The sequence below is a fragment of the Streptomyces sp. WP-1 genome (genome assembly GCF_030450125.1).
In the GTDB taxonomy this organism is placed as follows: domain Bacteria; phylum Actinomycetota; class Actinomycetes; order Streptomycetales; family Streptomycetaceae; genus Streptomyces; species Streptomyces incarnatus.
Genome location: NZ_CP123923.1, coordinates 3,386,656 through 3,412,958, shown reverse-complemented (window position 1 = coordinate 3,412,958; position 26,303 = coordinate 3,386,656). Strand labels below are relative to the sequence as shown.

Annotated in this window: 40 protein-coding genes; 38 read left to right on the top strand and 2 right to left on the bottom strand. The window is 67.7% G+C overall.

The window, feature by feature from the left end:
- The first annotated feature begins 73 nt into the window (after positions 1–73).
- The 35 genes from QHG49_RS14675 (at position 74) to truA (ending at position 21,425) form a co-directional block, all read left to right on the top strand.
- Positions 74–517, top strand: coding sequence for a hypothetical protein (locus tag QHG49_RS14675; RefSeq protein ID WP_159704160.1), 444 nt, complete (start codon positions 74–76; stop codon positions 515–517).
- A 7-nt stretch (positions 518–524) separates the two neighbouring features.
- Positions 525–2,348, top strand: coding sequence for an alpha/beta hydrolase (locus QHG49_RS14670; protein WP_301489998.1), 1,824 nt, complete (start codon positions 525–527; stop codon positions 2,346–2,348).
- A gap of 94 nt (positions 2,349–2,442) precedes the next feature.
- The gene (locus QHG49_RS14665; RefSeq protein WP_244319772.1) at positions 2,443–2,904 is read left to right on the top strand and encodes a hypothetical protein; all 462 of its coding nucleotides are present in this window, start codon (positions 2,443–2,445) and stop codon (positions 2,902–2,904) included.
- A 106-nt stretch (positions 2,905–3,010) separates the two neighbouring features.
- Positions 3,011–3,856 carry a hypothetical protein gene (locus QHG49_RS14660; RefSeq protein ID WP_301489997.1) on the top strand — a complete coding sequence of 282 codons (846 nt, stop codon included), beginning with the start codon at positions 3,011–3,013 and terminating at the stop codon, positions 3,854–3,856.
- 262 nt (positions 3,857–4,118) lie between these two features.
- Positions 4,119–4,427, top strand: coding sequence for a 30S ribosomal protein S10 (rpsJ, locus tag QHG49_RS14655; RefSeq protein WP_003948644.1), 309 nt, complete (start codon positions 4,119–4,121; stop codon positions 4,425–4,427).
- Between the two features lie 17 nt (positions 4,428–4,444).
- Positions 4,445–5,089, top strand: coding sequence for a 50S ribosomal protein L3 (rplC, locus tag QHG49_RS14650; protein WP_005481233.1), 645 nt, complete (start codon positions 4,445–4,447; stop codon positions 5,087–5,089).
- Positions 5,090–5,097: 8 nt separating this feature from the next.
- Positions 5,098–5,748 carry a 50S ribosomal protein L4 gene (rplD, locus tag QHG49_RS14645; protein WP_128791312.1) on the top strand — a complete coding sequence of 217 codons (651 nt, stop codon included), beginning with the start codon at positions 5,098–5,100 and terminating at the stop codon, positions 5,746–5,748.
- Entirely contained in the window at positions 5,748–6,167 is a 420-nt protein-coding gene (rplW, locus tag QHG49_RS14640) for a 50S ribosomal protein L23 (protein ID WP_145482819.1), read from the top strand. The genes rplD and rplW overlap by 1 nt, the downstream gene beginning before the upstream one ends.
- 40 nt (positions 6,168–6,207) lie before the next feature.
- Entirely contained in the window at positions 6,208–7,044 is an 837-nt protein-coding gene (gene rplB, locus QHG49_RS14635) for a 50S ribosomal protein L2 (RefSeq protein ID WP_030811669.1), read from the top strand.
- A gap of 12 nt (positions 7,045–7,056) precedes the next feature.
- The gene (gene rpsS, locus QHG49_RS14630; RefSeq protein ID WP_003974263.1) at positions 7,057–7,338 is read left to right on the top strand and encodes a 30S ribosomal protein S19; all 282 of its coding nucleotides are present in this window, start codon (positions 7,057–7,059) and stop codon (positions 7,336–7,338) included.
- 45 nt (positions 7,339–7,383) lie between these two features.
- Positions 7,384–7,731, top strand: coding sequence for a 50S ribosomal protein L22 (gene rplV, locus QHG49_RS14625; protein WP_026252021.1), 348 nt, complete (start codon positions 7,384–7,386; stop codon positions 7,729–7,731).
- Positions 7,731–8,552, top strand: coding sequence for a 30S ribosomal protein S3 (gene rpsC, locus QHG49_RS14620; RefSeq protein WP_014674374.1), 822 nt, complete (start codon positions 7,731–7,733; stop codon positions 8,550–8,552). The genes rplV and rpsC overlap by 1 nt, the downstream gene beginning before the upstream one ends.
- 5 nt (positions 8,553–8,557) lie before the next feature.
- Positions 8,558–8,977 (top strand): 50S ribosomal protein L16, encoded by a 420-nt coding sequence (rplP, locus tag QHG49_RS14615; protein ID WP_046418010.1) that lies wholly within the window; start codon positions 8,558–8,560, stop codon positions 8,975–8,977.
- Positions 8,977–9,201, top strand: a complete 225-nt coding sequence (gene rpmC / locus QHG49_RS14610) for a 50S ribosomal protein L29 (protein ID WP_007494763.1) — start codon at positions 8,977–8,979, stop codon at positions 9,199–9,201. Before rplP ends, rpmC begins: the two co-directional genes overlap by 1 nt.
- Entirely contained in the window at positions 9,201–9,485 is a 285-nt protein-coding gene (rpsQ, locus tag QHG49_RS14605) for a 30S ribosomal protein S17 (protein ID WP_018543912.1), read from the top strand. The genes rpmC and rpsQ overlap by 1 nt, the downstream gene beginning before the upstream one ends.
- Before the next feature lie 129 nt (positions 9,486–9,614).
- A complete protein-coding gene (gene rplN, locus QHG49_RS14600; RefSeq protein WP_003998823.1) occupies positions 9,615–9,983 on the top strand; it encodes a 50S ribosomal protein L14 in 369 nt (122 codons plus the stop codon).
- 2 nt (positions 9,984–9,985) lie between these two features.
- Positions 9,986–10,309 carry a 50S ribosomal protein L24 gene (gene rplX / locus QHG49_RS14595; RefSeq protein ID WP_037657560.1) on the top strand — a complete coding sequence of 108 codons (324 nt, stop codon included), beginning with the start codon at positions 9,986–9,988 and terminating at the stop codon, positions 10,307–10,309.
- The gene (rplE, locus tag QHG49_RS14590; protein ID WP_037657562.1) at positions 10,309–10,866 is read left to right on the top strand and encodes a 50S ribosomal protein L5; all 558 of its coding nucleotides are present in this window, start codon (positions 10,309–10,311) and stop codon (positions 10,864–10,866) included. Before rplX ends, rplE begins: the two co-directional genes overlap by 1 nt.
- Positions 10,867–10,871: 5 nt before the next feature.
- The gene (locus tag QHG49_RS14585) at positions 10,872–11,057 is read left to right on the top strand and encodes a type Z 30S ribosomal protein S14 (protein ID WP_003948630.1); all 186 of its coding nucleotides are present in this window, start codon (positions 10,872–10,874) and stop codon (positions 11,055–11,057) included.
- Between the two features lie 210 nt (positions 11,058–11,267).
- A complete protein-coding gene (gene rpsH, locus QHG49_RS14580) occupies positions 11,268–11,666 on the top strand; it encodes a 30S ribosomal protein S8 (protein ID WP_037657563.1) in 399 nt (132 codons plus the stop codon).
- Between the two features lie 24 nt (positions 11,667–11,690).
- Positions 11,691–12,230: a 50S ribosomal protein L6 gene (gene rplF, locus QHG49_RS14575; RefSeq protein ID WP_046418025.1), complete on the top strand. Its 540-nt coding sequence runs from the start codon at positions 11,691–11,693 to the stop codon at positions 12,228–12,230.
- 3 nt (positions 12,231–12,233) lie between these two features.
- A complete protein-coding gene (gene rplR / locus QHG49_RS14570) occupies positions 12,234–12,617 on the top strand; it encodes a 50S ribosomal protein L18 (RefSeq protein ID WP_030174556.1) in 384 nt (127 codons plus the stop codon).
- Between the two features lie 36 nt (positions 12,618–12,653).
- Positions 12,654–13,259, top strand: a complete 606-nt coding sequence (gene rpsE / locus QHG49_RS14565) for a 30S ribosomal protein S5 (protein ID WP_007494753.1) — start codon at positions 12,654–12,656, stop codon at positions 13,257–13,259.
- Positions 13,259–13,441 (top strand): 50S ribosomal protein L30, encoded by a 183-nt coding sequence (rpmD, locus tag QHG49_RS14560; protein ID WP_003974250.1) that lies wholly within the window; start codon positions 13,259–13,261, stop codon positions 13,439–13,441. Before rpsE ends, rpmD begins: the two co-directional genes overlap by 1 nt.
- A 2-nt stretch (positions 13,442–13,443) precedes the next feature.
- Positions 13,444–13,899: a 50S ribosomal protein L15 gene (rplO, locus tag QHG49_RS14555; RefSeq protein WP_037657572.1), complete on the top strand. Its 456-nt coding sequence runs from the start codon at positions 13,444–13,446 to the stop codon at positions 13,897–13,899.
- A gap of 189 nt (positions 13,900–14,088) precedes the next feature.
- Positions 14,089–15,402, top strand: a complete 1,314-nt coding sequence (gene secY, locus QHG49_RS14550; protein ID WP_145482821.1) for a preprotein translocase subunit SecY — start codon at positions 14,089–14,091, stop codon at positions 15,400–15,402.
- Complete coding sequence (locus QHG49_RS14545) at positions 15,402–16,067, top strand: adenylate kinase (RefSeq protein ID WP_145482824.1); 666 nt, start codon at positions 15,402–15,404, stop codon at positions 16,065–16,067. The genes secY and QHG49_RS14545 overlap by 1 nt, the downstream gene beginning before the upstream one ends.
- Before the next feature lie 103 nt (positions 16,068–16,170).
- On the top strand, positions 16,171–17,007 hold the full coding sequence (map, locus tag QHG49_RS14540; protein ID WP_301492778.1) for a type I methionyl aminopeptidase: 837 nt from the start codon (positions 16,171–16,173) through the stop codon (positions 17,005–17,007).
- Between the two features lie 171 nt (positions 17,008–17,178).
- Complete coding sequence (gene infA / locus QHG49_RS14535; protein ID WP_004927214.1) at positions 17,179–17,400, top strand: translation initiation factor IF-1; 222 nt, start codon at positions 17,179–17,181, stop codon at positions 17,398–17,400.
- 60 nt (positions 17,401–17,460) lie between these two features.
- Positions 17,461–17,574, top strand: a complete 114-nt coding sequence (gene rpmJ / locus QHG49_RS14530) for a 50S ribosomal protein L36 (protein WP_003998809.1) — start codon at positions 17,461–17,463, stop codon at positions 17,572–17,574.
- A 191-nt stretch (positions 17,575–17,765) separates the two neighbouring features.
- The gene (gene rpsM / locus QHG49_RS14525) at positions 17,766–18,146 is read left to right on the top strand and encodes a 30S ribosomal protein S13 (protein ID WP_037657579.1); all 381 of its coding nucleotides are present in this window, start codon (positions 17,766–17,768) and stop codon (positions 18,144–18,146) included.
- A gap of 66 nt (positions 18,147–18,212) precedes the next feature.
- Positions 18,213–18,617: a 30S ribosomal protein S11 gene (rpsK, locus tag QHG49_RS14520; protein WP_003956432.1), complete on the top strand. Its 405-nt coding sequence runs from the start codon at positions 18,213–18,215 to the stop codon at positions 18,615–18,617.
- Positions 18,618–18,745: 128 nt separating this feature from the next.
- Positions 18,746–19,768 (top strand): DNA-directed RNA polymerase subunit alpha, encoded by a 1,023-nt coding sequence (locus tag QHG49_RS14515; RefSeq protein ID WP_003966937.1) that lies wholly within the window; start codon positions 18,746–18,748, stop codon positions 19,766–19,768.
- Between the two features lie 181 nt (positions 19,769–19,949).
- On the top strand, positions 19,950–20,423 hold the full coding sequence (gene rplQ, locus QHG49_RS14510; RefSeq protein ID WP_145482827.1) for a 50S ribosomal protein L17: 474 nt from the start codon (positions 19,950–19,952) through the stop codon (positions 20,421–20,423).
- Between the two features lie 147 nt (positions 20,424–20,570).
- Complete coding sequence (gene truA, locus QHG49_RS14505) at positions 20,571–21,425, top strand: tRNA pseudouridine(38-40) synthase TruA (RefSeq protein ID WP_159704166.1); 855 nt, start codon at positions 20,571–20,573, stop codon at positions 21,423–21,425.
- 1 nt (position 21,426) lies between these two features.
- On the opposite strand, the gene QHG49_RS14500 is transcribed toward truA, so the two are convergent.
- Entirely contained in the window at positions 21,427–22,323 is an 897-nt protein-coding gene (locus tag QHG49_RS14500) for a hypothetical protein (protein ID WP_301489996.1), read from the bottom strand.
- Between the two features lie 276 nt (positions 22,324–22,599).
- Between QHG49_RS14500 and rplM the strand changes: the two genes are divergently transcribed.
- The 3 genes from rplM (at position 22,600) to glmM (ending at position 25,149) form a co-directional block, all read left to right on the top strand.
- Positions 22,600–23,043 carry a 50S ribosomal protein L13 gene (gene rplM / locus QHG49_RS14495; protein ID WP_037657589.1) on the top strand — a complete coding sequence of 148 codons (444 nt, stop codon included), beginning with the start codon at positions 22,600–22,602 and terminating at the stop codon, positions 23,041–23,043.
- 41 nt (positions 23,044–23,084) lie between these two features.
- Positions 23,085–23,597, top strand: a complete 513-nt coding sequence (rpsI, locus tag QHG49_RS14490; protein WP_010036632.1) for a 30S ribosomal protein S9 — start codon at positions 23,085–23,087, stop codon at positions 23,595–23,597.
- 193 nt (positions 23,598–23,790) lie between these two features.
- Positions 23,791–25,149 carry a phosphoglucosamine mutase gene (gene glmM / locus QHG49_RS14485; RefSeq protein ID WP_159704172.1) on the top strand — a complete coding sequence of 453 codons (1,359 nt, stop codon included), beginning with the start codon at positions 23,791–23,793 and terminating at the stop codon, positions 25,147–25,149.
- A 97-nt stretch (positions 25,150–25,246) separates the two neighbouring features.
- Here glmM and coaA read toward each other — a convergent pair whose 3' ends face one another.
- Positions 25,247–26,215: a type I pantothenate kinase gene (coaA, locus tag QHG49_RS14480; RefSeq protein WP_167532156.1), complete on the bottom strand. Its 969-nt coding sequence runs from the start codon at positions 26,213–26,215 to the stop codon at positions 25,247–25,249.
- Positions 26,216–26,303 lie beyond the last annotated feature (88 nt).

Sequence of the window (26,303 nt, the reverse complement as noted above, 5' to 3'; positions counted from 1 at the left end):
GTTGTTAACTTAGGAGGCTCATAAGGAGTTCATACCCCGCTCACAAGGTGGGGTGCGGGGGAGGACCACGGGCATGTCCTGGGCCGAATGGGAGCAGCTGAAGGCGGATGCCGCCACACGTTCCGGTCCCGCTCGGATGCGGCTGAACCACGTGCCGGACGCCGGTGGTGACGGGGACCCGCTGAAGTCGGACCGGAAGATCTGGTCGGCCGCCGGCGGCGACGTCACGGGGCTGCGGACCGATGTGAGCACGGCGCTGGGGAAGCTGGAGCACGGGCAGTCGGGGCTGGGGGACGGCGCCGGGTGCGAGTCGGCCGCGGCGCAGAAGGAGCTCTACGACTCCTGGAAGAAGTACGTCGGTGAGGTGAGCGGCCGCTGCGGGAAGCTGGGCGGTCTGCTGGAGCGCGCGGGGCGCGATCTGTCGATGACCGACGGGGATGTCCGGGACGGCTTGCAGAAGATCAAGACGGAGTACCAGGACACCGAGGCCGTCGGCGGCCGGGCGAAGGGCGAGTGAGCGGGTCATGGATCTTGCCGCGTTGAAGGCCCTCAAGCCGTCCGAGTACCAGGACGCCGCCGACGGCTACCGCGCCACGAGCGAGATGGCGGGCAAGGCCGGGGAGGCGTTGGACAGCCGGATCTCCGCGGGGATCCGCAACCAGCTCTCCGGCGAGACCGCGAAGGCCGCCCTGCGCGAACTGAAGGAGCTGTCCAAGGACTTCCGCTATGCCGAGGCCGAGTGCGCCCTGGCGAGCGCCGCGCTGGACGGCTTCGCCTTCGACATGACCGCGGCCAAGCGGAAACTGGAGGCCGCGCTGGAGGACGCCCGGGCGGCGGGCTGCACGGTCGGCGCGGACGGCTCGGTGACCTTCCCGGCCGGGGGCGAGGAGGTCGACGGCAAGGTGCCGGAGGGCGGCACGGTGCGGGTGAGCACCAGTCCGACGGACCCGACGTCGGCCGCGCTGGAGCGCCAGGCCGTCCATATGCATCCGAACCCGAATTTCGGCAAGGCCGTCGGTTTCGCCGACCGCGTCGGCGACGCCCTGAAAGAGGCCACGGAGGCCGACACCAAGTGGGCCCCGAAGCTGCGTGCCCTGAAGGCCGACGACGACCTGGTGGTCTCCGACAAGGACTGGACCGACGTCAAGTCGGACACGGACGGGGTACGCGACGCGGGCAAGGACTATTTCGGCTCCCTGCCCCAGCCGCCCAAGAACGAGAGTCCGAAGGACAACGCCGCCTGGTGGAAGGGCCTCACCGACGAGCAGCGATCGGACTACCTGGCCGTGCGCCCCGACTCGGTCGGCGCGCTCGACGGGCTTCCCGCCACCGCACGGGACCAGGCCAACCGCACCGTGCTCGACGAGGCGCATGCGAAGGCTCGACTGCATTACGACACCTGGCTGAAGGAGCACCCCGAGCCCGAGCGGTATCAGCCCTATATCGACCCGTACACCGGGTCCATGCCGAAGGGCCTCAGCGTCGAGAGCCAGGAGTGGAAGGACTGGGAGGAGGCGCGGAAGAACGCGCGCAAGTCCCTCGATGGCATGGACGCGATCCAGACACGTTTCGACGCGACGGGAGTGAACGGGCTGCCCGAGGCGTACCTGCTGGGATTCAGCACGGACGGGGACGGCCGCGCCATCATCGCCAACGGCAACCCGGACACCGCGGACCACCAGGCGGTCTATGTGCCCGGTACAGGGTCGGAGCTGGGGAACATCGGCGGAGGCATCGACCGGATGACCAAGGTCTGGCACGCGGCCAGCGACGAGGCCGACGGGAAGTCCGTCTCCACGATCACCTGGCTCGGCTACGACGCGCCGGACAGCGTCTGGAAGGACGCGCCGTTCGAGCACTACGCGTACGACGGGGCGCCGGCGTTCGACACGTTCCTCGCCGGGCTCGACACCTCCCACACCGGGGACACGGATCCGCACCGTACGGTCATCGCCCACTCGTACGGGACGACGCTCGTCGGCGCCGCGGCCCAGAAGGGGCATGTCAGCGCCGACGACCTCGTCTTCGCGGGCAGTCCCGGGGTCAAGGTGTCCGATGCCGACGAGCTGGACGTGCCCAAGGGGCATGTGTGGAACGAGGAGGCCGACGGAGACCTGGTCCCGGACATCGGCCGCTGGGGGCACGGCGGGGACGGCTTCATCATCCCCAGTGATCCGCACTTCGGCGCCAACCAGATGACCACGGACACCGAAGGGCACAGCGGCTACTGGGACGAGACGTCCCACGGGCCCTCGCAGAGCCTGAAGAACCAGGCCCTGGTCGTCGTCGGGAAGGGCGACGACGTGGCGCTGAAGCCGCCGCCGAACGAGTGGGCGCATGTGAAGTAGCTACGACGACGTAAGGCTCGCCGACGTGAAGACCAGACTGAGCGCCTGTGTGCTCGCCCTGCCCCTTGTAATGACCACCCTCACTGGATGCGGCATGACCGACAAAGACTCCGGCACGACTCCGTCCGCCGGTACGAGCACCTCGCGTGAAGCCTCCGACGCGATGGTGAAGCTGTCCAGCGGCATCTACGACCTGATCGGCGTCAAGGGGAAGACCTCGGACAGTCATCCGTTCGTCGCCGAATGTCCGGGCAAGGACACGAAGACCTACTTCCGGATCTTCCACTGGTGGAGCTTCTACCCGGCGTCGGCGAAGGACCTCGATGTGGCGATGGAACGGCTCAGGACCGAGCTGCCCCGGCACGGCTGGAAGATCGTCACGTACGGGCCGGACACCAGCAGGAACAGGAACGTCAACCTGACCGCCGACAACGATCAGCGGAAGGCCGGCGTCAACATCGTCCAGATGGCCAAGAACGACCCGCCGAAGCTGAGCCTCCATGTCGTCTCCGGCTGCTACAAGGTCCCGGACGGCCAGGAGGTCGAACATTTCTGAGCGGCGCACCCGTCGGATCGGGACGGCGACGGTCCTCGCCGTCCTCACCGCGTCCGTCGCGTCGACGGGCTGCTCCGGCGGCGGGACAGGGCAGCCGCGGGTCACCATGAACGAGCAGCAGGCAACCGAGCGCGCCGAGGACATCGTCCACCAGGCGGTGGACGGCATGTCCCCCAAGCCGACCCTCAAGCGCACCGGGCTGAACCCCGTCGGTGCCTGCCTGGCCGACGATCACAGTGCCGGGGAGCGTCGGCAGGTCACGCTCTCGTACCAGCTCACGGGGGTTCCGGGCACCGAGGCGAAGAAGCTGGTGCGCCAGGCCAGGGACGCCTGGGTGCGGCGCGGCTACACGTTCCAGAGCTCGGACGCCGACTGGTCGGACCCCTTCCCTACGGTGAACATGCGCACGGTTCCCGACGACTTCTGGATGACCGCGCTCACCGGCGTCGTCGACAAGGCCAGGGGCGAGGGGCTCGCCGCCATCACCGTCACGTCCCCGTGCTTCAACGCGGACGGCTCAGGCACGGCCGCCTCCTCCTCGTTCCGTCGGACCACCAGTGACGAGCAGGCCTACCGCCTCGCCACCTATCAGGAGGGCGAGGAGCGATACGCCCACCACTCCTGGTCGACCGAGCCGCTCACCGAGGACGCCACTGCTCAGGTGCTGACACGGGCACGGGCGAATTTCCAGGGCCTGGTGGCTCGCGCCGACGGCAGACGGGGTGCTTCGTGTGGCGATGACCACACCCGCGTTGCCCCCCCGAGATCACGCGGCGCGCCCCGGGGACGGCATCGGTTTGACCTACGTCACTCCCGGGGTAATCTCTTCGGCTCGATTGGCGGAGCCCCCCGCCCGTATGGCAGACTGTCCGAGTTGCTCGGTCGAGTGTTGATGCTGCGCGCCTCCCGCCGGGAGGACCGGAAGCGAGTCCCACAGTACTCGTCGCCCTAACTGCCCTCGGGCAGCACTGGGGCGGACGTACGGGAATCTTCCGGGAAGTGTGGGCGCGACACCGGCCAGGCGCCCGGTGGACCCGAGGTCCCCGGTCCGCGGTTTCCGGAAGGGCCGTGTGCATTTCCCGGCAGGGATGTTCGGACAAGGGACATTCATGTCAGCGGAAGCGCGACACGCCCGACCGCGTGGGTCGGAGAAAGCGGGTACCGGAAACCACCGGGTCCCAGAGCGTTAGAAGAGACAGGACTACTGAGTAGCCATGGCGGGACAGAAGATCCGCATCCGGCTCAAGGCCTACGACCACGAGGTCATCGACTCCTCGGCGAAGAAGATCGTCGAGACGGTGACCCGCACTGGTGCGTCGGTCGCGGGCCCGGTGCCGCTGCCCACTGAGAAGAACGTGTACTGCGTCATCAAGTCGCCGCACAAGTACAAGGACTCGCGCGAGCACTTCGAGATGCGCACGCACAAGCGCCTGATCGACATCCTCGACCCGACCCCCAAGACCGTTGACTCTCTGATGCGACTCGACCTCCCGGCCGGTGTCGACATCGAGATCAAGCTCTGAGGGCTGGTGATCTGAGAATGGCTAAGCAGATCAAGGGCATCCTGGGCGAGAAGCTCGGCATGACGCAGGTGTGGGACGAGAACAACCGCGTCGTCCCGGTCACCGTCGTCAAGGCCGGCCCCAACGTCGTCACCCAGGTCCGCACGAACGACGTCGACGGCTACGAGTCCGTCCAGATCGCGTTCGGCGAGATCGACCCGCGCAAGGTGAACAAGCCCCTCAAGGGCCACTTCGCCAAGGCCGACGTCACCCCCCGCCGCCACCTCGTCGAGATCCGCACCGCGGACGCCTCCGAGTACACGCTGGGCCAGGAGATCTCCGCAGAGGTCTTCGAGGCGGGCGTCAAGGTGGACGTGACCGGCAAGAGCAAGGGCAAGGGCTTCGCCGGTGTCATGAAGCGTCACAACTTCAAGGGCCTCGGCGCCGGACACGGCACCCAGCGCAAGCACCGCTCGCCCGGTTCCATCGGTGGCTGCGCCACCCCGGGCCGCGTGTTCAAGGGCCTCCGCATGGCGGGTCGTATGGGCAACGAGCGGGTCACCACCCAGAACCTGACCGTCCACGCCGTTGACGCGGAGAAGGGTCTGCTGCTCATCAAGGGCGCGGTTCCCGGTCCGAACGGCGGCCTCGTCCTGGTCCGCACCGCGGCCAAGGGGGCCTGAGGTAACCGATGAGCACTGTTGACATCCTTTCGCCGGCGGGCGAGAAGGCCGGTTCCGTCGAGCTCCCCGCGGAGATCTTCGACGCCAAGGTCAGCGTCCCGCTGATCCACCAGGTCGTCGTCGCGCAGCTGGCCGCGGCCCGTCAGGGCACGCACAAGACCAAGACGCGTGGCGAGGTCCGCGGCGGTGGCAAGAAGCCGTACCGCCAGAAGGGCACCGGTCGCGCCCGCCAGGGTTCGACCCGCGCGCCGCAGTTCGCCGGTGGTGGCGTCGTGCACGGTCCCGTGCCGCGTGACTACTCGCAGCGCACCCCGAAGAAGATGAAGGCCGCCGCCCTGCGCGGTGCCCTCACCGACCGGGCGCGTCACAACCGCATCCACGTCGTCGCCGGCGTGGTCGAGGGCCAGGTCTCCACCAAGGCCGCGAAGAGCCTGCTCGGCAAGATCTCGGAGCGCAAGAACCTGCTCCTGGTCGCCGACCGCTCCGACGAGGCCGCGTGGCTGTCCGCCCGCAACCTGCCCCAGGTCCACATCCTGGAGCCGGGCCAGCTGAACACGTACGACGTTCTCGTCTCGGACGACGTGGTCTTCACCCAGGCCGCTTTCGAGTCCTTCGTGTCTGGCCCCAAGGCCGCTGACACCGAAGGGAGCGAGGCCTGATGGCTATCCGTCACCCCGCTATTGCCTCGAAGGCCGCCAAGGCCGCCAAGGCCGCGCGCGTCGCCAAGGCGCGTCGCCACGCCGCCGAGGGCAAGAACACCGTCGAGACGCCGCTGAGCAAGTCGTACACGGACCCCCGTGACGTCCTGCTGAAGCCGGTCGTCTCGGAGAAGAGCTACGCGCTCCTCGACGACAACAAGTACACGTTCATCGTCGACCCGAACGCCAACAAGACCCAGATCAAGCAGGCCGTCCAGGCGGTCTTCGACGTCAAGGTCACCGGGGTCAACACGATCAACCGCCAGGGCAAGCGCAAGCGCACGAAGACCGGCTTCGGTCAGCGTGCCGCCACCAAGCGCGCGATCGTGACCCTCGCCGAGGGCGACCGTATCGACATCTTCGGCGGTCCGACCGCCTGAGGGCGGTCCGGATCGTCCGATATCGGACGAGGACTGAGAAATGGGAATCCGCAAGTACAAGCCGACTACGCCGGGCCGTCGTGGCGCCAGCGTCGCCGACTTCGTCGAGGTCACGCGGTCCACGCCGGAGAAGTCGCTGGTCCGTCCCCTGCACAGCAAGGGCGGCCGTAACAACGCCGGTCGTGTGACCGTTCGCCACCAGGGTGGCGGACACAAGCGCGCCTACCGTGTGATCGACTTCCGTCGTCACGACAAGGACGGCGTGCCGGCGAAGGTCGCGCACATCGAGTACGACCCCAACCGCACCGCGCGCATCGCGCTGCTGCACTACGCCGACGGCGAGAAGCGCTACATCCTCGCCCCGCGCAACCTGCAGCAGGGTGACCGCGTCGAGAACGGTCCCGGGGCCGACATCAAGCCGGGCAACAACCTGGCCCTCCGCAACATCCCGGTCGGTACCACGATCCACGCGATCGAGCTCCGTCCCGGTGGCGGTGCCAAGTTCGCCCGTTCCGCCGGTGCCTCCGTGCAGCTGCTCGCGAAGGAGGGCTCCATGGCCCACCTGCGCATGCCGTCCGGCGAGATCCGCCTGGTCGACGTCCGCTGCCGCGCCACCGTCGGTGAGGTCGGCAACGCCGAGCAGAGCAACATCAACTGGGGCAAGGCCGGCCGTAAGCGGTGGCTGGGCGTTCGCCCGACCGTCCGTGGTGTCGTCATGAACCCGGTCGACCACCCGCACGGTGGTGGCGAGGGCCGGACCTCCGGTGGCCGTCACCCCGTGTCCCCGTGGGGCAAGAAGGAAGGCCGTACTCGTTCGCCCAAGAAGGCGTCGAACAAGTACATCGTCCGCCGCCGCAAGACGAACAAGAAGCGCTAAGGACGGGTTGAGATGCCTCGTAGCTTGAAGAAGGGGCCCTTCGTCGACGACCACCTGATCAAGAAGGTGGACACGCAGAACGAAGCCGGCACCAAGAACGTCATCAAGACCTGGTCCCGTCGCTCGATGATCGTCCCGGCCATGCTCGGCCACACGATCGCGGTGCACAACGGCAAGACCCACATCCCGGTGTTCGTCACCGAGTCGATGGTCGGCCACAAGCTCGGCGAGTTCTCGCCGACGCGCACCTTCCGCGGCCACGTCAAGGACGACCGGAAGTCGAAGCGCCGCTAATCGCGGATCGCATTCAGACAAGTAAGTAACTCTGAAGGGACAACCATGGAAGCCAGGGCCCAGGCGCGGTACATCCGCGTCACGCCCATGAAGGCCCGCCGTGTGGTGGACCTCATCCGTGGCATGGACGCCACGGAGGCCCAGGCTGTTCTGCGATTCGCCCCGCAGGCAGCCTCGGTTCCGGTCGGCAAGGTGCTGGACAGCGCCATTGCCAATGCCGCGCACAACTACGACCACACCGATGTCGACAGCCTGGTCATCTCCGAGGCCTACGTCGACGAGGGCCCGACCCTGAAGCGGTTCCGTCCGCGCGCCCAGGGCCGTGCCTACCGGATCCGCAAGCGGACCAGCCACATCACCGTGGTCGTCAGCAGCAAGGAAGGAACCCGGTAATGGGCCAGAAGGTTAACCCGCATGGGTTCCGGCTCGGTGTCACGACCGACTTCAAGTCGCGTTGGTACGCCGACAAGCTGTACAAGGACTACGTCAAGGAAGACGTCGCCATCCGTCGGATGATGACGTCCGGCATGGAGCGCGCCGGCATCTCGAAGGTTGAGATCGAGCGCACCCGTGACCGTGTCCGCGTGGACATCCACACCGCTCGTCCGGGCATCGTCATCGGCCGCCGCGGCGCCGAGGCCGACCGCATCCGCGGTGACCTGGAGAAGCTGACCGGCAAGCAGGTCCAGCTCAACATCCTCGAGGTCAAGAACCCGGAGACGGACGCTCAGCTGGTGGCCCAGGCCGTCGCCGAGCAGCTCTCCTCCCGTGTCTCCTTCCGCCGTGCCATGCGCAAGAGCATGCAGTCGGCGATGAAGGCGGGCGCCAAGGGCATCAAGATCCAGTGCGGTGGCCGCCTCGGTGGCGCCGAGATGTCCCGCTCGGAGTTCTACCGCGAGGGCCGTGTGCCCCTGCACACGCTCCGCGCGAACGTGGACTACGGCTTCTTCGAGGCCAAGACGACCTTCGGCCGCATCGGTGTGAAGGTCTGGATCTACAAGGGCGACGTCAAGAACATCGCCGAGGTCCGCGCCGAGAACGCTGCGGCCCGTGCGGGTAACCGCCCGGCCCGCGGTGGTGCCGACCGCCCGGCCCGTGGTGGCCGCGGTGGCGAGCGGCGCGGTCGCAAGCCGCAGCAGGCTGCCGGCGCCGAGGCCCCCAAGGCCGAGGCTCCCGCCGCCGCTCCGGCTGAGAGCACCGGAACGGAGGCCTGACCGACATGCTGATCCCCCGTAGGGTCAAGCACCGCAAGCAGCACCACCCGAAGCGTGACGGCATGTCCAAGGGTGGCACGCAGGTTGCGTTCGGCGAGTACGGCATCCAGGCGCTGACCCCGGCCTACGTCACGAACCGCCAGATCGAGGCGGCTCGTATCGCGATGACCCGCCACATCAAGCGTGGCGGCAAGGTCTGGATCAACATCTACCCGGACCGTCCCCTCACCAAGAAGCCCGCCGAGACCCGCATGGGTTCCGGTAAGGGTTCTCCGGAGTGGTGGATCGCCAACGTCAAGCCCGGACGCGTCATGTTCGAGCTGTCGTACCCCAACGAGAAGATCGCCCGTGAGGCGCTGACTCGTGCGGCCCACAAGCTGCCGATGAAGTGCCGGATCGTCAAGCGCGAGGCAGGTGAAGCGTGATGTCGGCCGGTACCAAGGCGTCCGAGCTGCGCGAGCTGGGCAACGAGGAGCTTCTCGCGAAGCTCCGCGAGGCCAAGGAAGAGCTGTTCAACCTCCGCTTCCAGGCGGCGACGGGGCAGCTCGAGAACCATGGCCGTCTGAAGGCGGTCCGCAAGGACATCGCGCGGATCTACACCCTGATGCGCGAGCGTGAGCTGGGCATCGAAACGGTGGAGAACGCCTGATGAGCGAGAAGAACGTGACTGAGAACGCAGAGGCCCGCGGCTTCCGCAAGACCCGTGAGGGTCTCGTCGTCAGCGACAAGATGGACAAGACCGTCGTCGTCGCCGTCGAGGACCGCGTGAAGCACGCGCTGTACGGCAAGGTCATCCGCCGTACGAACAAGCTCAAGGCGCACGACGAGCAGAACGCCGCGGGTGTCGGCGACCGTGTCCTCCTCATGGAGACCCGGCCGCTGTCCGCGACGAAGCGCTGGCGCGTCGTCGAGATCCTCGAGAAGGCCAAGTAGGCAATTCCCGCAAGGGAATTCCACAAGTAGGTTCCTGCGGGGCGCCCCTCGCAGGACAGTTCCGCCAGGCTCCGGGAGCCGCTCGACCGAGCGGCTCCCGGGGAACCGGCAGACATTCAGGAGATAGACGTGATCCAGCAGGAGTCGCGACTGCGTGTCGCCGACAACACTGGTGCGAAGGAGATCCTTTGCATCCGTGTGCTCGGTGGCTCCGGTCGCCGCTACGCGGGCATCGGTGACGTCATCGTCGCCACCGTCAAGGACGCGATCCCCGGTGGCAACGTGAAGAAGGGTGACGTCGTCAAGGCGGTCATCGTTCGCACCGTCAAGGAGCGCCGCCGTCCGGACGGCTCGTACATCCGCTTCGACGAGAACGCCGCCGTCATTCTGAAGAACGACGGCGACCCTCGCGGCACCCGTATCTTCGGCCCGGTCGGCCGTGAGCTGCGCGAGAAGAAGTTCATGAAGATCATCTCGCTCGCGCCGGAGGTGCTGTAAGCATGAAGATCAAGAAGGGCGACCTGGTCCAGGTCATCACCGGTAAGGACAAGGGCAAGCAGGGCAAGGTCATTGCCGCTTACCCGCGCGACGAGCGTGTCCTGGTCGAGGGTGTCAACCGGGTCAAGAAGCACACGAAGGCCGGTCCGACCGCCAGTGGCTCCCAGGCCGGCGGCATCGTGACCACCGAGGCGCCGATCCACGTCTCCAACGTCCAGCTGGTCGTGGAGAAGGACGGCGAGAAGGTCGTCACTCGTGTCGGCTACCGCTTCGACGAAGAGGGCAACAAGATCCGCGTTGCCAAGCGGACGGGTGAGGACATCTGATGGCTACCACCACCACTCCGCGTCTGAAGCAGAAGTACCGCGACGAGATCGCGGGCAAGCTGCGTGACGAGTTCAAGTACGAGAACGTCATGCAGATCCCCGGCCTCGTCAAGATCGTGGTCAACATGGGTGTGGGCGACGCCGCCCGCGACTCCAAGCTGATCGAGGGCGCCATCCGCGACCTCACCACGATCACCGGTCAGAAGCCGGCCGTCACCAAGGCCCGGAAGTCCATCGCGCAGTTCAAGCTGCGTGAGGGTCAGCCGATCGGTGCCCACGTCACGCTCCGTGGCGACCGCATGTGGGAGTTCCTGGACCGCACCCTGTCGCTGGCGCTCCCGCGCATCCGCGACTTCCGCGGCCTGTCCCCCAAGCAGTTCGACGGCCGTGGCAACTACACCTTCGGTCTCACGGAGCAGGTCATGTTCCACGAGATCGACCAGGACAAGATCGACCGCGTCCGGGGTATGGACATCACCGTGGTCACCACGGCGACCAACGACGCTGAGGGCCGCGCGCTCCTTCGTCACCTCGGCTTCCCGTTCAAGGAGGCGTGAGCGAGATGGCGAAGAAGGCTCTGATCGCTAAGGCTGCTCGCAAGCCCAAGTTCGGTGTGCGTGGCTACACCCGCTGCCAGCGCTGCGGCCGCCCCCACTCCGTGTACCGCAAGTTCGGCCTGTGCCGCGTGTGCCTTCGTGAGATGGCTCACCGTGGCGAGCTGCCGGGCGTGACCAAGAGCTCCTGGTAATCCCTGCTTTTAGGGATTCCTGGACCTCTCGGTAAGCAACCGGGACGGCAGGGGTGCCGACTCTCATGGCTTAGGCTAGGAGGGTTGGGCCTCTGCCGCCCTGACGACTTACTACGCCGTAGGTCCCCGCGCCGCACCCGTCCCGTCCCAGTACGGGGAGAGGGATGGCGCATATAGGAAACCCCGGCGAGAAAGGCCACAGGCCAATTCATGACCATGACTGATCCGATCGCAGACATGCTTACGCGTCTGCGGAACGCGAACTCGGCTTACCACGACTCGGTGTCGATGCCGCACTCCAAGATCAAGTCGCACATCGCGGAGATCCTCCAGCAGGAGGGCTTCATCACGGGCTGGAAGACCGAGGACGCCGAGGTCGGCAAGAACCTCGTCCTCGAGCTGAAGTTCGGCCCGAACCGTGAGCGCTCCATCGCGGGCATCAAGCGGATCTCCAAGCCCGGTCTCCGGGTGTACGCGAAGTCCACCAACCTGCCCAAGGTGCTGGGTGGCCTCGGCGTGGCGATCATCTCCACGTCGCACGGGCTCCTCACCGACAAGCAGGCCGGCAAGAAGGGCGTGGGTGGGGAAGTCCTCGCCTACGTCTGGTAGCAGAAGGGAACGGAGGAAACAGCTATGTCGCGTATCGGCAAGCTCCCCATCGCGGTTCCCGCCGGCGTGGACGTCACCATCGACGGCCGTACGGTCAAGGTCAAGGGCCCCAAGGGCGAGCTGACCCACACCGTCGTGGCACCGATCGACATCGCCAAGGGCGAGGACGGCACCCTGCAGGTGACCCGCCCCAACGACGAGCGTCAGAACAAGGCCCTGCACGGCCTGTCCCGCACGCTGGTGGCGAACATGATCACCGGCGTGACCCAGGGTTACGTGAAGAAGCTCGAGATCAGCGGTGTCGGTTACCGAGTGACCGCCAAGGGTTCCAACCTGGAGTTCGCTCTCGGTTACAGCCACCCGATCCTGGTCGAGGCGCCTGAAGGCATCGCCTTCAAGGTGGAGACCCCGACCCGTTTCTCGGTCGAGGGCATCGACAAGCAGAAGGTCGGCGAGGTTGCGGCCAACATCCGCAAGCTGCGCAAGCCTGACCCGTACAAGGCCAAGGGCGTCAAGTACGAGGGCGAAGTCATCCGCCGCAAGGTCGGAAAGGCGGGTAAGTAAGCCATGGCATACGGGCAGAAGATCCTCAAGGGCGACGCCTACAAGCGCGCCGCGATCAAGCGCCGTCACATCCGGATCCGCAAGCGGATCGCCGGTACGGCGGAGCGCCCCCGTCTGGTCGTGACCCGCTCCAACCGCCACATCGTGGCTCAGGTGATCGACGACCTGAAGGGTCACACCCTCGCGTCGGCGTCCACTCTGGACACCTCGATCCGCGGTGGCGAGGGCGACAAGTCCGCGCAGGCCAAGCAGGTCGGCGCTCTGGTCGCCGAGCGTGCCAAGGCCGCGGGCGTCGAGGCCGTCGTGTTCGACCGTGGTGGCAACCAGTACGCCGGGCGCATCGCCGCCCTGGCGGACGCCGCCCGCGAGGCCGGGCTCAAGTTCTGAGCCGCTTGTAGCTAGCGGAAAGAGAGAGGTAATCCAATGGCTGGACCCCAGCGCCGCGGAGGCGGTGCCGGTGGCGGCGAGCGGCGGGACCGGAAGGGCCGTGACGGCGGCGCTGCTGCCGCCGAGAAGACCGCGTACGTCGAGCGCGTCGTCGCGATCAACCGTGTCGCCAAGGTTGTGAAGGGTGGTCGTCGCTTCAGCTTCACCGCGCTGGTCGTGGTGGGCGACGGTGACGGCACCGTGGGTGTCGGTTACGGCAAGGCCAAGGAGGTGCCGGCCGCCATCGCCAAGGGTGTTGAGGAGGCCAAGAAGCACTTCTTCAAGGTCCCCCGTATCCAGGGCACCATCCCCCACCCCATCCAGGGTGAGAAGGCTGCCGGCGTCGTGCTGCTCAAGCCCGCGTCCCCGGGTACCGGTGTTATCGCCGGTGGTCCGGTGCGTGCCGTGCTCGAGTGCGCCGGTATCCACGACATCCTGTCGAAGTCGCTCGGCTCCGACAACGCGATCAACATCGTGCACGCGACCGTGGCGGCCCTGAAGGGCCTGCAGCGTCCGGAGGAGGTCGCGGCTCGCCGTGGTCTGCCTCTTGAGGACGTCGCTCCCGCGGCTCTGCTGCGTGCGCGTGCCGGGGCGGGTGCGTGATGGCGCAGCTCAAGATCACGCAGGTCAAGTCCTACATCGGCAGCAAGCAGAACCACCGCGACACCCTGCGTTCCCTTGGTCTCAAGGGCATCAACACGCAGGTCGTCAAGGAGGACCGCCCCGAGTTCCGCGGCATGGTGCACACCGTCCGCCACCTCGTGACGGTCGAGGAGGTCGACTGATCATGGCGGAGCAGAACCCGCTCAAGATCCACAACCTCCGTCCCGCCCCGGGCGCCAAGACCGCGAAGACCCGTGTCGGTCGTGGTGAGGCGTCGAAGGGTAAGACGGCCGGTCGTGGTACCAAGGGCACCAAGGCCCGTTACCAGGTTCCGGAGCGCTTCGAGGGTGGCCAGATGCCCCTCCACATGCGTCTCCCGAAGCTCAAGGGCTTCAAGAACCCGTTCAAGACCGAGTACCAGGTCGTGAACCTGGACAAGCTGGCCGCGCTCTACCCGCAGGGTGGAGAGGTCACCGTCCAGGACCTCGTCGACAAGGGCGCCGTTCGCAAGAACAGCCTCGTCAAGGTCCTCGGCCAGGGCGAGATCTCCGTGGCGCTGCAGGTGACGGTCGACGCCGTCTCCGGCTCCGCCAAGGAGAAGATCACCGCCGCCGGCGGTACGGTCACCGAGCTCGTCTGAGTCCTTCGGACGACGCCTCGATGACGTAAACGATCCCGACCGGGGATACCTCACAATGAGGTATCCCCGGTTGGTCGTTCCAAGGGGGGCATGGTCGCCGGTAAGGTGGCCAGCACTGTTCTCATTCGTATTCGTCGAACCTCAGACCGTCACCCTTGACGCAGTTGCGCGGGGGTCGCAGGAGGCACCGTGCTCACCGCGTTCGCCCGGGCGTTCAAGACGCCCGACCTGCGCAAGAAGCTGCTCTTCACGCTGGGCATCATCGTCGCCTACCGCGTCGGTACCCACATCCCGATCCCCGGCGTCAACTACAAGGCCGTCCAGCAGTGCGTGAGCGAGGCCGGGGCCAACCAGGGCCTGTTCGGTCTCGTGAACATGTTCAGCGGCGGTGCGCTGCTGCAGATCACGGTCTTCGCGCTCGGCATCATGCCGTACATCACGGCCAGCATCATTCTCCAGCTGCTGACCGTGGTCATCCCGCGCCTCGAAGCCCTCAAGAAGGAGGGCCAGGCCGGCACCACGAAGATCACGCAGTACACCCGATACCTCACCCTCGCCCTGGCGATCCTCCAGGGCACCGGCCTGGTCGCCACGGCGCGCAGCGGCGCGCTGTTCAGCGGCTGCTCGGTGGCCACCAGCATCGTTCCGGACCAGGCGATCTTCACGACCATCACCATGGTCATCTGCATGACCGCCGGCACCACGGTGGTGATGTGGCTCGGCGAGCTGATCACCGACCGCGGCATCGGCAACGGCATGTCGATCCTGATGTTCATCTCGATCGCCGCGACGTTCCCGTCCGCGCTGTGGGCCATCAAGAAGCAGGGCACCCTGGCCGGCGGCTGGATCGAGTTCGGCACCGTGATCCTGGTCGGCCTGGTCATGGTCGCGCTGGTGGTCTTCGTCGAGCAGGCCCAGCGCCGCATCCCGGTCCAGTACGCGAAGCGGATGATCGGACGCCGGTCCTACGGCGGCACGTCCACGTACATCCCGCTCAAGGTGAACCAGGCGGGTGTGATCCCGGTCATCTTCGCCTCGTCCCTCCTGTACATCCCGGCCCTGGTCGCCCAGTTCGCGGGCGGCAACTCGGGCTGGAAGCAGTGGGTGCAGACGAACCTCACCAAGGGCGATCACCCGATCTACATCACCCTGTACTTCTTGCTCATCGTGTTCTTCGCGTTCTTCTACGTGGCGATCTCCTTCAACCCCGAAGAAGTCGCCGACAACATGAAGAAGTATGGTGGCTTCATCCCGGGCATCCGGGCTGGCCGACCGACCGCTGAGTACCTGTCGTACGTGCTCAACCGGATCACCTGGCCGGGTTCGCTGTATCTGGGTCTGATCGCTCTCGTACCGACAATGGCGTTGGTCGGCTTCGGCGCAAGCCAGAACTTCCCCTTCGGCGGCACCAGCATCCTCATCATCGTGGGTGTCGGTCTCGAGACGGTGAAGCAGATCGAGAGCCAGCTCCAGCAGCGCAATTACGAAGGGTTCCTCCGCTGATGCGTATCGTCCTCGTCGGGCCGCCCGGTGCCGGTAAGGGAACGCAGGCCGTCCGGCTCGCAGAGAAGCTGGCCGTCCCGCACATCTCCACGGGCGACCTGTTCCGGGCCAACATCAGCCGGCAGACCGAGCTGGGCAAGCTCGCGAAGTCCTACATGGACGCCGGCAACCTCGTTCCCGACGAGGTCACCATCGCCATGGCCAAGGACCGCATGGAGCAGCCGGACGCCGAGAACGGCTTCCTGCTCGACGGCTTCCCGCGGAACGTCGCACAGGCCGAGGCGCTGGACGAGCTGCTGCGCACCGAGCGGATGACGCTGGACGCGGTGCTGGACCTGGAGGCCCCCGAGGACGAGGTGGTCAAGCGCATCGCCGGCCGCCGGACCTGCCGCAAGGACTCCTCGCACGTCTTCCACGTGGCGTACAACGCGCCGCAGCAGGAAGGCGTCTGCGACATCTGCGGCGGCGAGCTGTACCAGCGCCCGGACGACTCCGAGGACACGGTGCGCACGCGCCTGGAGGTCTACCACACGCAGACCGAGCCCATCATCGACTACTACAAGTCGCAGGGCCTGGTCCGCACGATCTCCGCGACGGGCCCGGTGGACGAGGTCACCGAGCGCGCGCTGGAGGCGCTGAAGAGCGAGCAGGCCGAGAGCCACTGAGCCCGGCCGCCTTCCGGCCGCGGTGCCCTTACGGGGGCGCCGCGGCCGTAGTGTTGTACAGGTACACCCAGCCGACGTGAGTGACGGAGAGCGCAGGCCCCCCATGGTGCAGATCAAGACGCCCGAGCAGATCGCCAAAATGCGTGCGGCGGGCCTGGTCGTCGCCGCGATCCACGCGGCCACCCGCGAGGCCGCGGTGCCCGGCGCCTCCACGAAGGACCTGGACGAGGTCGCGCGCAAGGTGCTCGCCGAGCACGGCGCCACGTCGAACTTCCTGGGGTACGGCGGCTTCCCCGCGACCATCTGCACGTCCGTGAACGACGTGGTCGTGCACGGCATCCCCGCCGCCGACGTCGTCCTCAAGGACGGCGACATCATCTCCATCGACTGCGGCGCGATCGTGGACGGCTGGCACGGCGACGCGGCGTACACCGCCTTCGTCGGCTCCGGCCACGCCCCCGAGCTGGTCGAGCTGTCCCGGGTGACCGAGGGCTCGATGTGGGCCGGCATCGCCGCGATGAAGCTGGGCAACCGGCTGGTGGACATCTCCCGCGCCATCGAGACGTACATCCGCCGCCAGCCCAAGCCCGGCGGCGGCAAGTACGGGATCATCGAGGACTACGGCGGCCACGGCATCGGCACCGAGATGCACATGGACCCGCATCTGCTGAACTACGTCGAGCGGCGCCGGGGCAAGGGCCCCAAGCTGGTCCCCGGTTTCTGCCTGGCGATCGAGCCGATGGTCTCGCTCGGCACCCCGCGCACCGAGGTGCTGGAGGACGACTGGACGGTCATCACGACCGACGGCACCTGGTCCTCGCACTGGGAGCACTCGGTCGCGCTGACCGAGGAGGGCCCGCTGGTGCTCACCGCGGTCGACGGCGGCAAGGCGAAGCTGGCGGAGTTCGGCATCACGGCCGCCCCCGACCCCCTGGCGTAGTGAACAGAGCTCGCATAGGGGGCGCCTCTATGGGGAAGACTGACTCGATTCGCGTTTCGGGATCCCCCGACGTAGACTGACTCGTCGGCTCTCGTGCACCCGCATGTCCGCATGCGCCCGTAAGGGAAAAGCAGGGGAGTCGATCAAGGTAGTCGATTCGAAGGGCGAAGCGTGGCCAAGAAGCAAGGTGCCATCGAGATCGAGGGCACTGTCGTCGAGTCTCTGCCGAACGCCATGTTCAGGGTCGAGCTCCAGAACGGCCACCAGGTCCTGGCACACATCAGCGGCAAGATGCGTATGCACTACATCCGCATCCTCCCTGACGACCGGGTCGTGGTGGAGCTGTCTCCGTACGACCTGACGCGTGGCCGGATCGTCTACCGGTACAAGTAGATCTTGCCCGCGCATCGGGCCCGCCCGGTGCGATGGCACTGACCCGGAGAACCTCACCCCATGAAGGTCAAGCCGAGCGTCAAGAAGATCTGCGACAAGTGCAGGGTGATCCGCCGTCACGGCCGGGTCATGGTCATTTGCGAGAACCCGCGCCACAAGCAGCGCCAGGGCTGACGCACGACCACCCTCTCTGCACCTCTATCGCAGAGTCTTCGCGCGACGCGAGCTGAATTGTTCATACGCAGATCCCGAGCCCCTGGGCTCGACACCCCCGGCTCGGAGGCCGGGGACCCGGTTCGTACCTCGTACGGCGGCCGGGAGCCGGTTCTGCGGAAGACCTCCGAAGATTCACCAGGAGCCATTGAATGGCACGCGTTTCCGGTGTTGACATCCCGCGCGAAAAGCGCGTGGAGGTCGCCCTCACCTACGTGTTCGGCATCGGCCGGACCCTCTCGAAGGAGACGCTGGCTGCGACCGGCGTCGACCCGAACACCCGTGTTCGTGACCTGAGCGAAGAGCAGCTGGTCGCGATCCGCGAGTACGTCGACAGCAACATCAAGACCGAGGGTGACCTCCGTCGCGAGATCCAGGCCGACATCCGCCGCAAGGTCGAGATCGGTTGCTACCAGGGTCTCCGTCACCGTCGCGGTCTGCCCGTCCGCGGTCAGCGCACCAGCACCAACGCCCGCACCCGCAAGGGCCCGCGTCGCGCCATCGCCGGCAAGAAGAAGCCGGGCAAGAAGTAGTCCGCAGCGGACCACATTCCACGGTCTTCGCTGTAGGACCGACCACCTCCCTCTAGGAGTTTGTAGATGCCCCCCAAGGGTCGTCAGGGCGCTGCCAAGAAGGTGCGCCGCAAGGAAAAGAAGAACGTCGCTCACGGCCACGCGCACATCAAGAGCACGTTCAACAACACGATCGTCTCGATCACCGACCCCTCGGGCAACGTGATCTCCTGGGCCTCCGCCGGCCACGTCGGCTTCAAGGGCTCCCGGAAGTCCACGCCGTTCGCCGCGCAGATGGCCGCCGAGTCGGCTGCCCGCCGCGCCCAGGAGCACGGCATGCGCAAGGTCGACGTGTTCGTCAAGGGCCCGGGTTCCGGCCGTGAGACCGCGATCCGCTCCCTGCAGGCCACGGGCCTGGAGGTCGGCTCCATCCAGGACGTCACCCCGACCCCGCACAACGGCTGCCGCCCGCCGAAGCGCCGCCGCGTCTGACGCGCAGCGCTCCGCTGGTTCCGCGGTTCCGGGCGGTACGGCTTCCTCGCTGAGGCCGTGCCGCCCGTACCCTTGCAGTACAGAGTCGGGCGTCAAATAGCGGGCGCCCCTGACTGAAGGATTCATCCATGCTGATCGCTCAGCGTCCCTCGTTGACCGAAGAGGTCGTCGACGAGTTCCGCTCCCGGTTCGTGATCGAGCCGCTGGAGCCGGGCTTCGGCTACACCCTCGGCAACTCCCTCCGCCGTACCCTCCTGTCCTCGATCCCCGGTGCCGCTGTCACCAGCATCCGGATCGACGGCGTCCTGCACGAGTTCACCACCGTGCCGGGCGTCAAGGAGGACGTCACCGACCTGATCCTCAACATCAAGCAGCTGGTCGTCTCCTCGGAGCACGACGAGCCGGTCGTGATGTACCTGCGCAAGCAGGGCCCGGGTCTGGTCACCGCCGCCGACATCGCGCCCCCGGCCGGTGTCGAGGTGCACAACCCCGACCTGGTCCTCGCCACGCTCAACGGCAAGGGCAAGCTGGAGATGGAGCTGACCGTCGAGCGCGGTCGCGGCTACGTCTCCGCCGTGCAGAACAAGCAGGTGGGCCAGGAGATCGGCCGTATCCCGGTCGACTCCATCTACTCGCCGGTTCTCAAGGTCACGTACAAGGTCGAGGCCACGCGTGTCGAGCAGCGCACCGACTTCGACAAGCTGATCGTGGATGTCGAGACCAAGCAGGCGATGCGTCCGCGTGACGCCATGGCCTCCGCCGGTAAGACCCTGGTCGAGCTGTTCGGTCTCGCGCGCGAGCTGAACATCGACGCCGAGGGCATCGACATGGGTCCGTCCCCGACGGACGCCGCGCTCGCCGCGGACCTGGCTCTGCCGATCGAGGAGCTGGAGCTCACGGTCCGCTCCTACAACTGCCTCAAGCGCGAGGGCATCCACTCCGTGGGTGAGCTCGTGGCCCGTTCCGAGGCGGACCTGCTGGACATCCGCAACTTCGGTGCGAAGTCCATCGACGAGGTCAAGGCGAAGCTGGCCGGCATGGGCCTGGCGCTCAAGGACAGCCCGCCCGGATTCGACCCGACCGCCGCCGCGGACGCCTTCGGCGCCGACGACGACGCGGACGCCGGGTTCGTGGAGACCGAGCAGTACTGAGAACTCGGGCCGCACGGTCCGTGTTCGGGTGCGGGTGCGCTGTGCTTGATCGCGCAGTTCCCCGCGCCCCCTCCGGGAGCCACCCTTCGGGACTGCTCCCGGATCTCCGACGAGCAACCGCTCGCTCGGATACTGACCCCGGTACCTGACACGGCCGGGGCAGACACACAGGAGAAGAACTATGCCGAAGCCCACCAAGGGTGCCCGTCTGGGCGGCAGCGCCGCGCACGAGAAGCTGCTCCTCGCGAACCTCGCGAAGAGCCTCTTCGAGCACGGCCGCATCACCACCACCGAGGCGAAGGCGCGCCGTCTGCGCCCGTACGCCGAGCGTCTGGTCACCAAGGCGAAGAAGGGCGACCTTCACAACCGCCGCCAGGTGCTCCAGGTCATCACGGACAAGAGCATCGTGCACACGCTCTTCACCGAGATCGGCCCGCGGTACGAGAACCGTCCCGGTGGCTACACCCGCATCACCAAGATCGGTAACCGTCGTGGCGACAACGCGCCCATGGCTGTCATCGAGCTGGTCGAGGCGCTGACGGTGCAGCAGAAGGCTGTCGGCGAGGCCGAGGCCGCGACGAAGCGCTCCGCCAAGGACGCCGAAGAGGCTCAGGCTCCGGCCGAGGCTGCTGCCGAGGAGTCGAAGGACGCGTAAGCGTTCTGCCGGGGGACCGCGCGTCCGCGGCTGCGGCGCTCGTCGTGGCTGGTCGCGCAGTTCCCCGCGCCCCTTCGGGGCGCGTTTTGTGGGCCCGTTCCCTTCCGAGGGGCGGGCCCGCTTTTTTGTGGCTGAGAGGATCTGTGTGTGAGTGACGAAGCGCTGCCCGGACATGTACGTATCCGTCTCGACCTCTCCTACGACGGCACCGATTTCCACGGCTGGGCCAAGCAGGCCGGCGGGAAGCGGACCGTGCAGGGGGAGATCGAGGACGCGCTGCGCACGGTGACGCGGTCGAAGGAGACGTACGAGCTGACCGTGGCCGGGCGCACCGACGCCGGGGTGCACGCGCGCGGGCAGGTGGCGCACGTCGATCTGCCGGCCGAGCTGTGGGCGGAACACCGCGAGAAGCTGCTCAAGCGGCTCGCCGGACGGCTCTCGAAGGACGTGCGGATCTGGCGGCTGACCGAGGCGCCGGAGGGCTTCAACGCCCGGTTCTCGGCGATCTGGCGGCGGTACGCGTACCGGGTCACCGACAACCCCGGCGGCGTCGACCCGCTGCTGCGCGGCCATGTGCTCTGGCACGACTGGCCGCTCGACGTGGACGCCATGAACGAGGCAGCCCGGGCGCTGCTCGGCGAGCACGACTTCGCGGCGTACTGCAAGAAGCGGGAGGGCGCCACCACCATCCGCACGCTCCAGGACCTGAGCCTGGTGCGGGGCGCGGACGGGGTGATCACGGCGACGGTCCGGGCCGACGCCTTCTGCCACAACATGGTGCGCTCGCTGATCGGCGCGCTGCTGTTCGTCGGCGACGGGCACCGGGACCCTCGGTGGCCCGGGAAGGTGCTGGCCGCCGGGGTGCGCGACTCCGCCGTCCATGTCGTACGACCGCACGGGCTGACCCTCGAAGAGGTCGGCTACCCCGCCGACGAGCTGCTGGCCGCCCGGAACAAGGAGGCCCGCAACAAGCGCTCGCTGCCGTCGGCGGGGTGCTGCTGAGCTACCGGTTCGCCGCCGCCGACGCCTGGGCCTGACCGCGGCGGTGGATCTGCTGGAAGGTGAACTCCGCCACGTCGTCGCCGGCCCGGAAGACCGCGGTGTCCTTGGTGGTGACGTTCTTGCCGGAGGTGAAGCCGGCGAGGGTGAAGTAGGCGTAGCGGCCGTAGGCGTTGCGGGTCGAGCGGCAGGTCGCGCCGTCGCAGAAGGCGGCGACGCCCTTGCCGGGCAGCGCGCGCACGATGCTGTGGTCGTCCGTCTGCCGCCGGGCCTTCGCGGCCTGGGCCTCGGTGTCGAACAGGGCGACGCCGACGGTGACCGCGATGTCGCCGTTGGTGTACGTGGCGCGCATCACGCGGGTGCACCCGTCGGCGGTGAGGATGTTCGGCAGCGAGCCGCCGGCCGCCGTCGCGCAGCCGGTGGTGTCGCCGGTGGCGCCCTTCTTGTACACCGTGCTGCCCATGGTGAGCCGCGTGCCCGGGAAGAGGGTGGCGGGGCTCAGCGGGGCGGTGTCCTTCTTGGCGCTGGATATGAAGACCTTCGGGTCCAGCGGCGGCGGGGCGCTGGTGGGCGCGAAGGACGGCGCGGTGGGGGAGCCGCCGGGCAGCGAGGCGCTGGGCACCCGCGTGGGGTGCCCCGAGGCGCTGTCGTGGCCGCCCGCGGAGACGACGGCCACGGCGACCGCGGCGCCGATGGCGACCGTCGCGAGCGCGCCGCCGGCGATGAACAGCAGCTTGCGCCGCCTGCCGCGGGACTCCGAGGCGTCCGCGAGCGCGGCCCAGTCGGGTGTCCCCTCGTCGCCGCCGCCGCTCCAGGGCTGCTGAGGCTGCTGCCGGGGCTGCTGCGATTGCGGTTTCCAGGGATCCCACTGAGACTGGGGTCCCCCCTGCCCATTACTCATGGGGCGCATCTTAGACGCGGGGGATCACGGCGAGTACCGAGCGGCGGCCCGCCGGGCGGCCTGCCTCGTTTTGACCCGTCCGGGGGCCGCCAGGTAACCTGCTTCTTCGTTGTGTATTGGCTTGCTCATTCTCACGGGACGGGCCCTTACACCGGTCCACCGGGCCGATGACCAGCGATCAGCACGCGGTTTGCGTCACCGCGGTGCGGTCGAGGCTGTCGTGATCGTTTCGGTGACCTGTTCAGGACCATTCACTCGAAGCGAAGGCTACGAACCGTGCGTACGTACAGCCCCAAGCCCGGCGATGTGACGCGCCAGTGGCACGTCATCGACGCTCAGGACGTCGTCCTGGGTCGTCTCGCCACCACTGCCGCGTCCCTGCTCCGGGGCAAGCACAAGGCGATCTACGCGCCTCACGTCGACACCGGTGACTTCGTCATCATCATCAACGCCGACAAGGTGCACCTGTCCGGCAACAAGCGGACCCAGAAGATGGCGTACCGCCACTCCGGCTACCCGGGTGGTCTGCGCGCGGTCCGCTACGACGACCTGCTGGCGAACAACCCCGAGAAGGCCGTCGAGAAGGCCGTCAAGGGCATGCTCCCCAAGAACACTCTGGGCCGTCAGATGCTCTCGAAGCTGAAGGTCTACAAGGGTGACCAGCACCCGCACGCTGCCCAGCAGCCGGTGCCGTTCGAGATCACCCAGGTCGCGCAGTAATTCCGGCCACCCCCAAAGCTGAAGAGAATCTGAGGAGAATCGTGGCCGAGACCACTGCCGAGCAGCCGCTCGAAGAGCTTGACATCGACAGCTACACCACCGAGTCCGAGGTCCCCGTCGAGGGTGAGTACACCTCGGAGTCCATGGCCTCCCGCTTCGGCGAGCCCCAGCCGGCCGCCGGCCTGGGCCGTCGCAAGAACGCCATTGCCCGCGTCCGGATCGTCCCGGGCACCGGCAAGTGGAAGATCAACGGCCGCACCCTCGAGGACTACTTCCCGAACAAGGTGCACCAGCAGGAGGTCAACGAGCCCTTCAAGGTGCTGGAGCTCGAGGGCCGTTACGACGTCATCGCCCGCATCGCCGGTGGCGGTGTCTCCGGTCAGGCCGGTGCGCTCCGTCTCGGTGTCGCCCGTGCGCTGAACGAGGCGGACGTCGACAACAACCGTGGTGCCCTGAAGAAGGCCGGCTTCCTGCGCCGCGACGACCGCGCGGTCGAGCGGAAGAAGGCCGGTCTGAAGAAGGCCCGCAAGGCTCCGCAGTACAGCAAGCGCTAAACAGCGGGAGCTGCTGCTCGTACTCCGAACGCCCCGGCGGCACGCCACATGTGCCGTCGGGGCGTTCGTTTATCCCAGCCAAGGGCGTATAACGACACAAGACGCTCAAAGGCTTGTGTGATCGGATGGCGAGGCGCCCCCATCGACGCGGCGCCCGTCCGCTTACGCCATCGACGCTTCCTCAGGAGGACAAGTGGGACGACTCTTCGGCACGGACGGCGTGCGCGGTGTCGCCAACGCGGATCTGACCGCGGAGATGGCCCTCGGCCTCTCCGTGGCCGCGGCGCATGTGCTGGCCGAGGCGGGTACCTTCGCGGGCCACCGGCCGAAGGCCGTGGTCGGTCGGGACCCGCGCGCGTCCGGGGAGTTCCTTCAGGCCGCGGTGGCGGCGGGCCTGGCGAGCGCGGGCGTGGACGTCCTGCTGGTCGGCGTGCTGCCGACGCCGGCGGTGGCCCATCTCACCGGCGCGCTCGGCGCCGACCTCGGCGTGATGCTCTCCGCGAGCCACAACGCCATGCCGGACAACGGCATCAAGTTCTTCGCCCGTGGCGGTCACAAGCTCGCCGACGAGCTGGAGGACCGGATCGAGGCGGTCTACGAGTCCCACCGGCACGGCGAGCCCTGGGAGCGGCCGACGGGCGCCGGGGTGGGGCGGCTGCGGTCGTACGACGAGGGTTTCGAGCAGTACGTCGGCCATCTGCTGTCGGTGCTGCCCAACCGGCTCGACGGGCTGAAGATCGTCCTGGACGAGGCGCACGGCGCGGCCTCGGGGGTCTCGCCGGAGGTGTTCACCCGGGCCGGTGCCGAGGTCGTCACGATCGGCGCGGAGCCGGACGGTCTCAACATCAACGACGGCTGCGGCTCGACCCATCTCGGGCTGCTGAAGGCGGCCGTGGTCGAGCACGGCGCGGATCTCGGTATCGCGCACGACGGTGACGCCGACCGGTGCCTCGCGGTGGACCACACCGGCGAGGAGGTCGACGGCGACCAGATCCTCGCGGTGCTGGCGCTGGCGATGCGGGAGCGCTCCGCGCTGCGGGCGGACACCGTGGTGGCGACCGTGATGTCCAACCTCGGCTTCAAGCTGGCGATGGAGAAGGCCGGGATCCAGCTGGTGCAGACGGCGGTCGGGGACCGCTATGTGCTGGAGGAGATGAAGCAGCACGGGTACGCGCTCGGCGGCGAGCAGTCCGGGCATGTGATCATCCTCGACCACGCGACGACGGGTGACGGGACGCTGACGGGGCTGCTGCTGGCGGCGCGGGTGGCGCAGAGCGGCCGTAGCCTGCGGGAACTGGCGTCCGTGATGGAGCGGTTGCCGCAGGTGCTCGTCAATGTGCCGGACGTGGACAAGTCGCGGGTGCGGACGTCTGCGGATCTCGCTGCCGCCGTCTCGGAGGCCGAGCGCGAACTCGGTGAGACGGGGCGGGTGTTGCTGCGGCCGTCCGGGACCGAGCCGCTGGTGCGGGTGATGGTCGAGGCGGCGGACATCGAGCAGGCGAGGTCGGTCGCGTCGCGTCTTGCCGATGCGGTGAAGTCGGCCCTGGGGTAGGGGTTTCGCGGGTTCGGGGCGCGGGGGACCGTGCGTCGCGGGCCGCGGCTTTCGTCGTGGCTCGTCGCGCGGTTCCCCGCGCCCCTTCGAGGCGCTTCTACAGCTTGCGCAGGCGCAGGCGCTGGACCTTGTGGTCCGGGCCCTTGCGGAGGATCAGGGTGGCGCGGCCCCTGGTCGGGGCGATGTTCTCGGTCAGGTTGGGCTTGTTGATCGTGCGCCACAGGGTGCGGGCGTAGTCCAGGGCCTCCTCCTCGGAGACCTGGGTGTACTTGGTGAAGTACGAGTCGGGGTCCTGGAAGGCCGTCTGGCGCAGCTTGCGGAAGCGGTTGAGGTACCAGCGCTCGATGTCCTCGCCGCTGGCGTCGACGTACACACTGAAGTCGAAGTAGTCGGCGAGGCCCACGCGGGTGCGGCCGTCCTTGCCGGGCAGGGCGGGCTGGAGGACGTTCAGGCCCTCCACGATCAGGATGTCGGGGCGGCGGACCGTGAGTTTCTGGTCCGGGACGATGTCGTAGATGAGGTGCGAGTAGACCGGGGCCGTCACCTCGCTCTTGCCGGCCTTGATGTCGGCGACGAAGCGGGTCAGCGCGCGGCGGTCGTAGGACTCGGGGAAGCCCTTGCGGGACATCAGGCCGCGGGCCTCCAGCTCCCTCGTCGGCAGCAGGAAGCCGTCGGTGGTGACCAGCTCCACGCGCGGGTGCTCGGGCCAGCGGGACAGCAGGGCCTGGAGGAGACGGGCGACGGTGGACTTGCCGACGGCGACCGAGCCGGCGACGCCTATCACGAACGGCGTGCCGGACTGGGAGCCCTGCTCACCGAGGAAGGTGTTCAGCGCGCCTCTGAGGCCGTCGGTCGCGCCGACGTAGAGGTTCAGCAGGCGCGACAGCGGGAGGTAGATGTCGCGCACCTCGTCCAGGTCGATCACATCGCCCAGACCGCGCAGCTTCTCCACCTCCTCGGCGGTGAGCGGCAGCGGCGTCTTGTCGCGCAGCGCGCTCCACTCGGCTCGGGTGAGGTCGACGTAGGGAGTCGCCTCCGGCCTGTGCCGGTGGGCGCTCCGGGGCATCGAGGGGACCGGTGAGATCACATTCCATTGTTAACGGAGTTTGAACGGGGTGGTGGGGTGGGGTACGTCACGCCGACGGTGGCGTGCG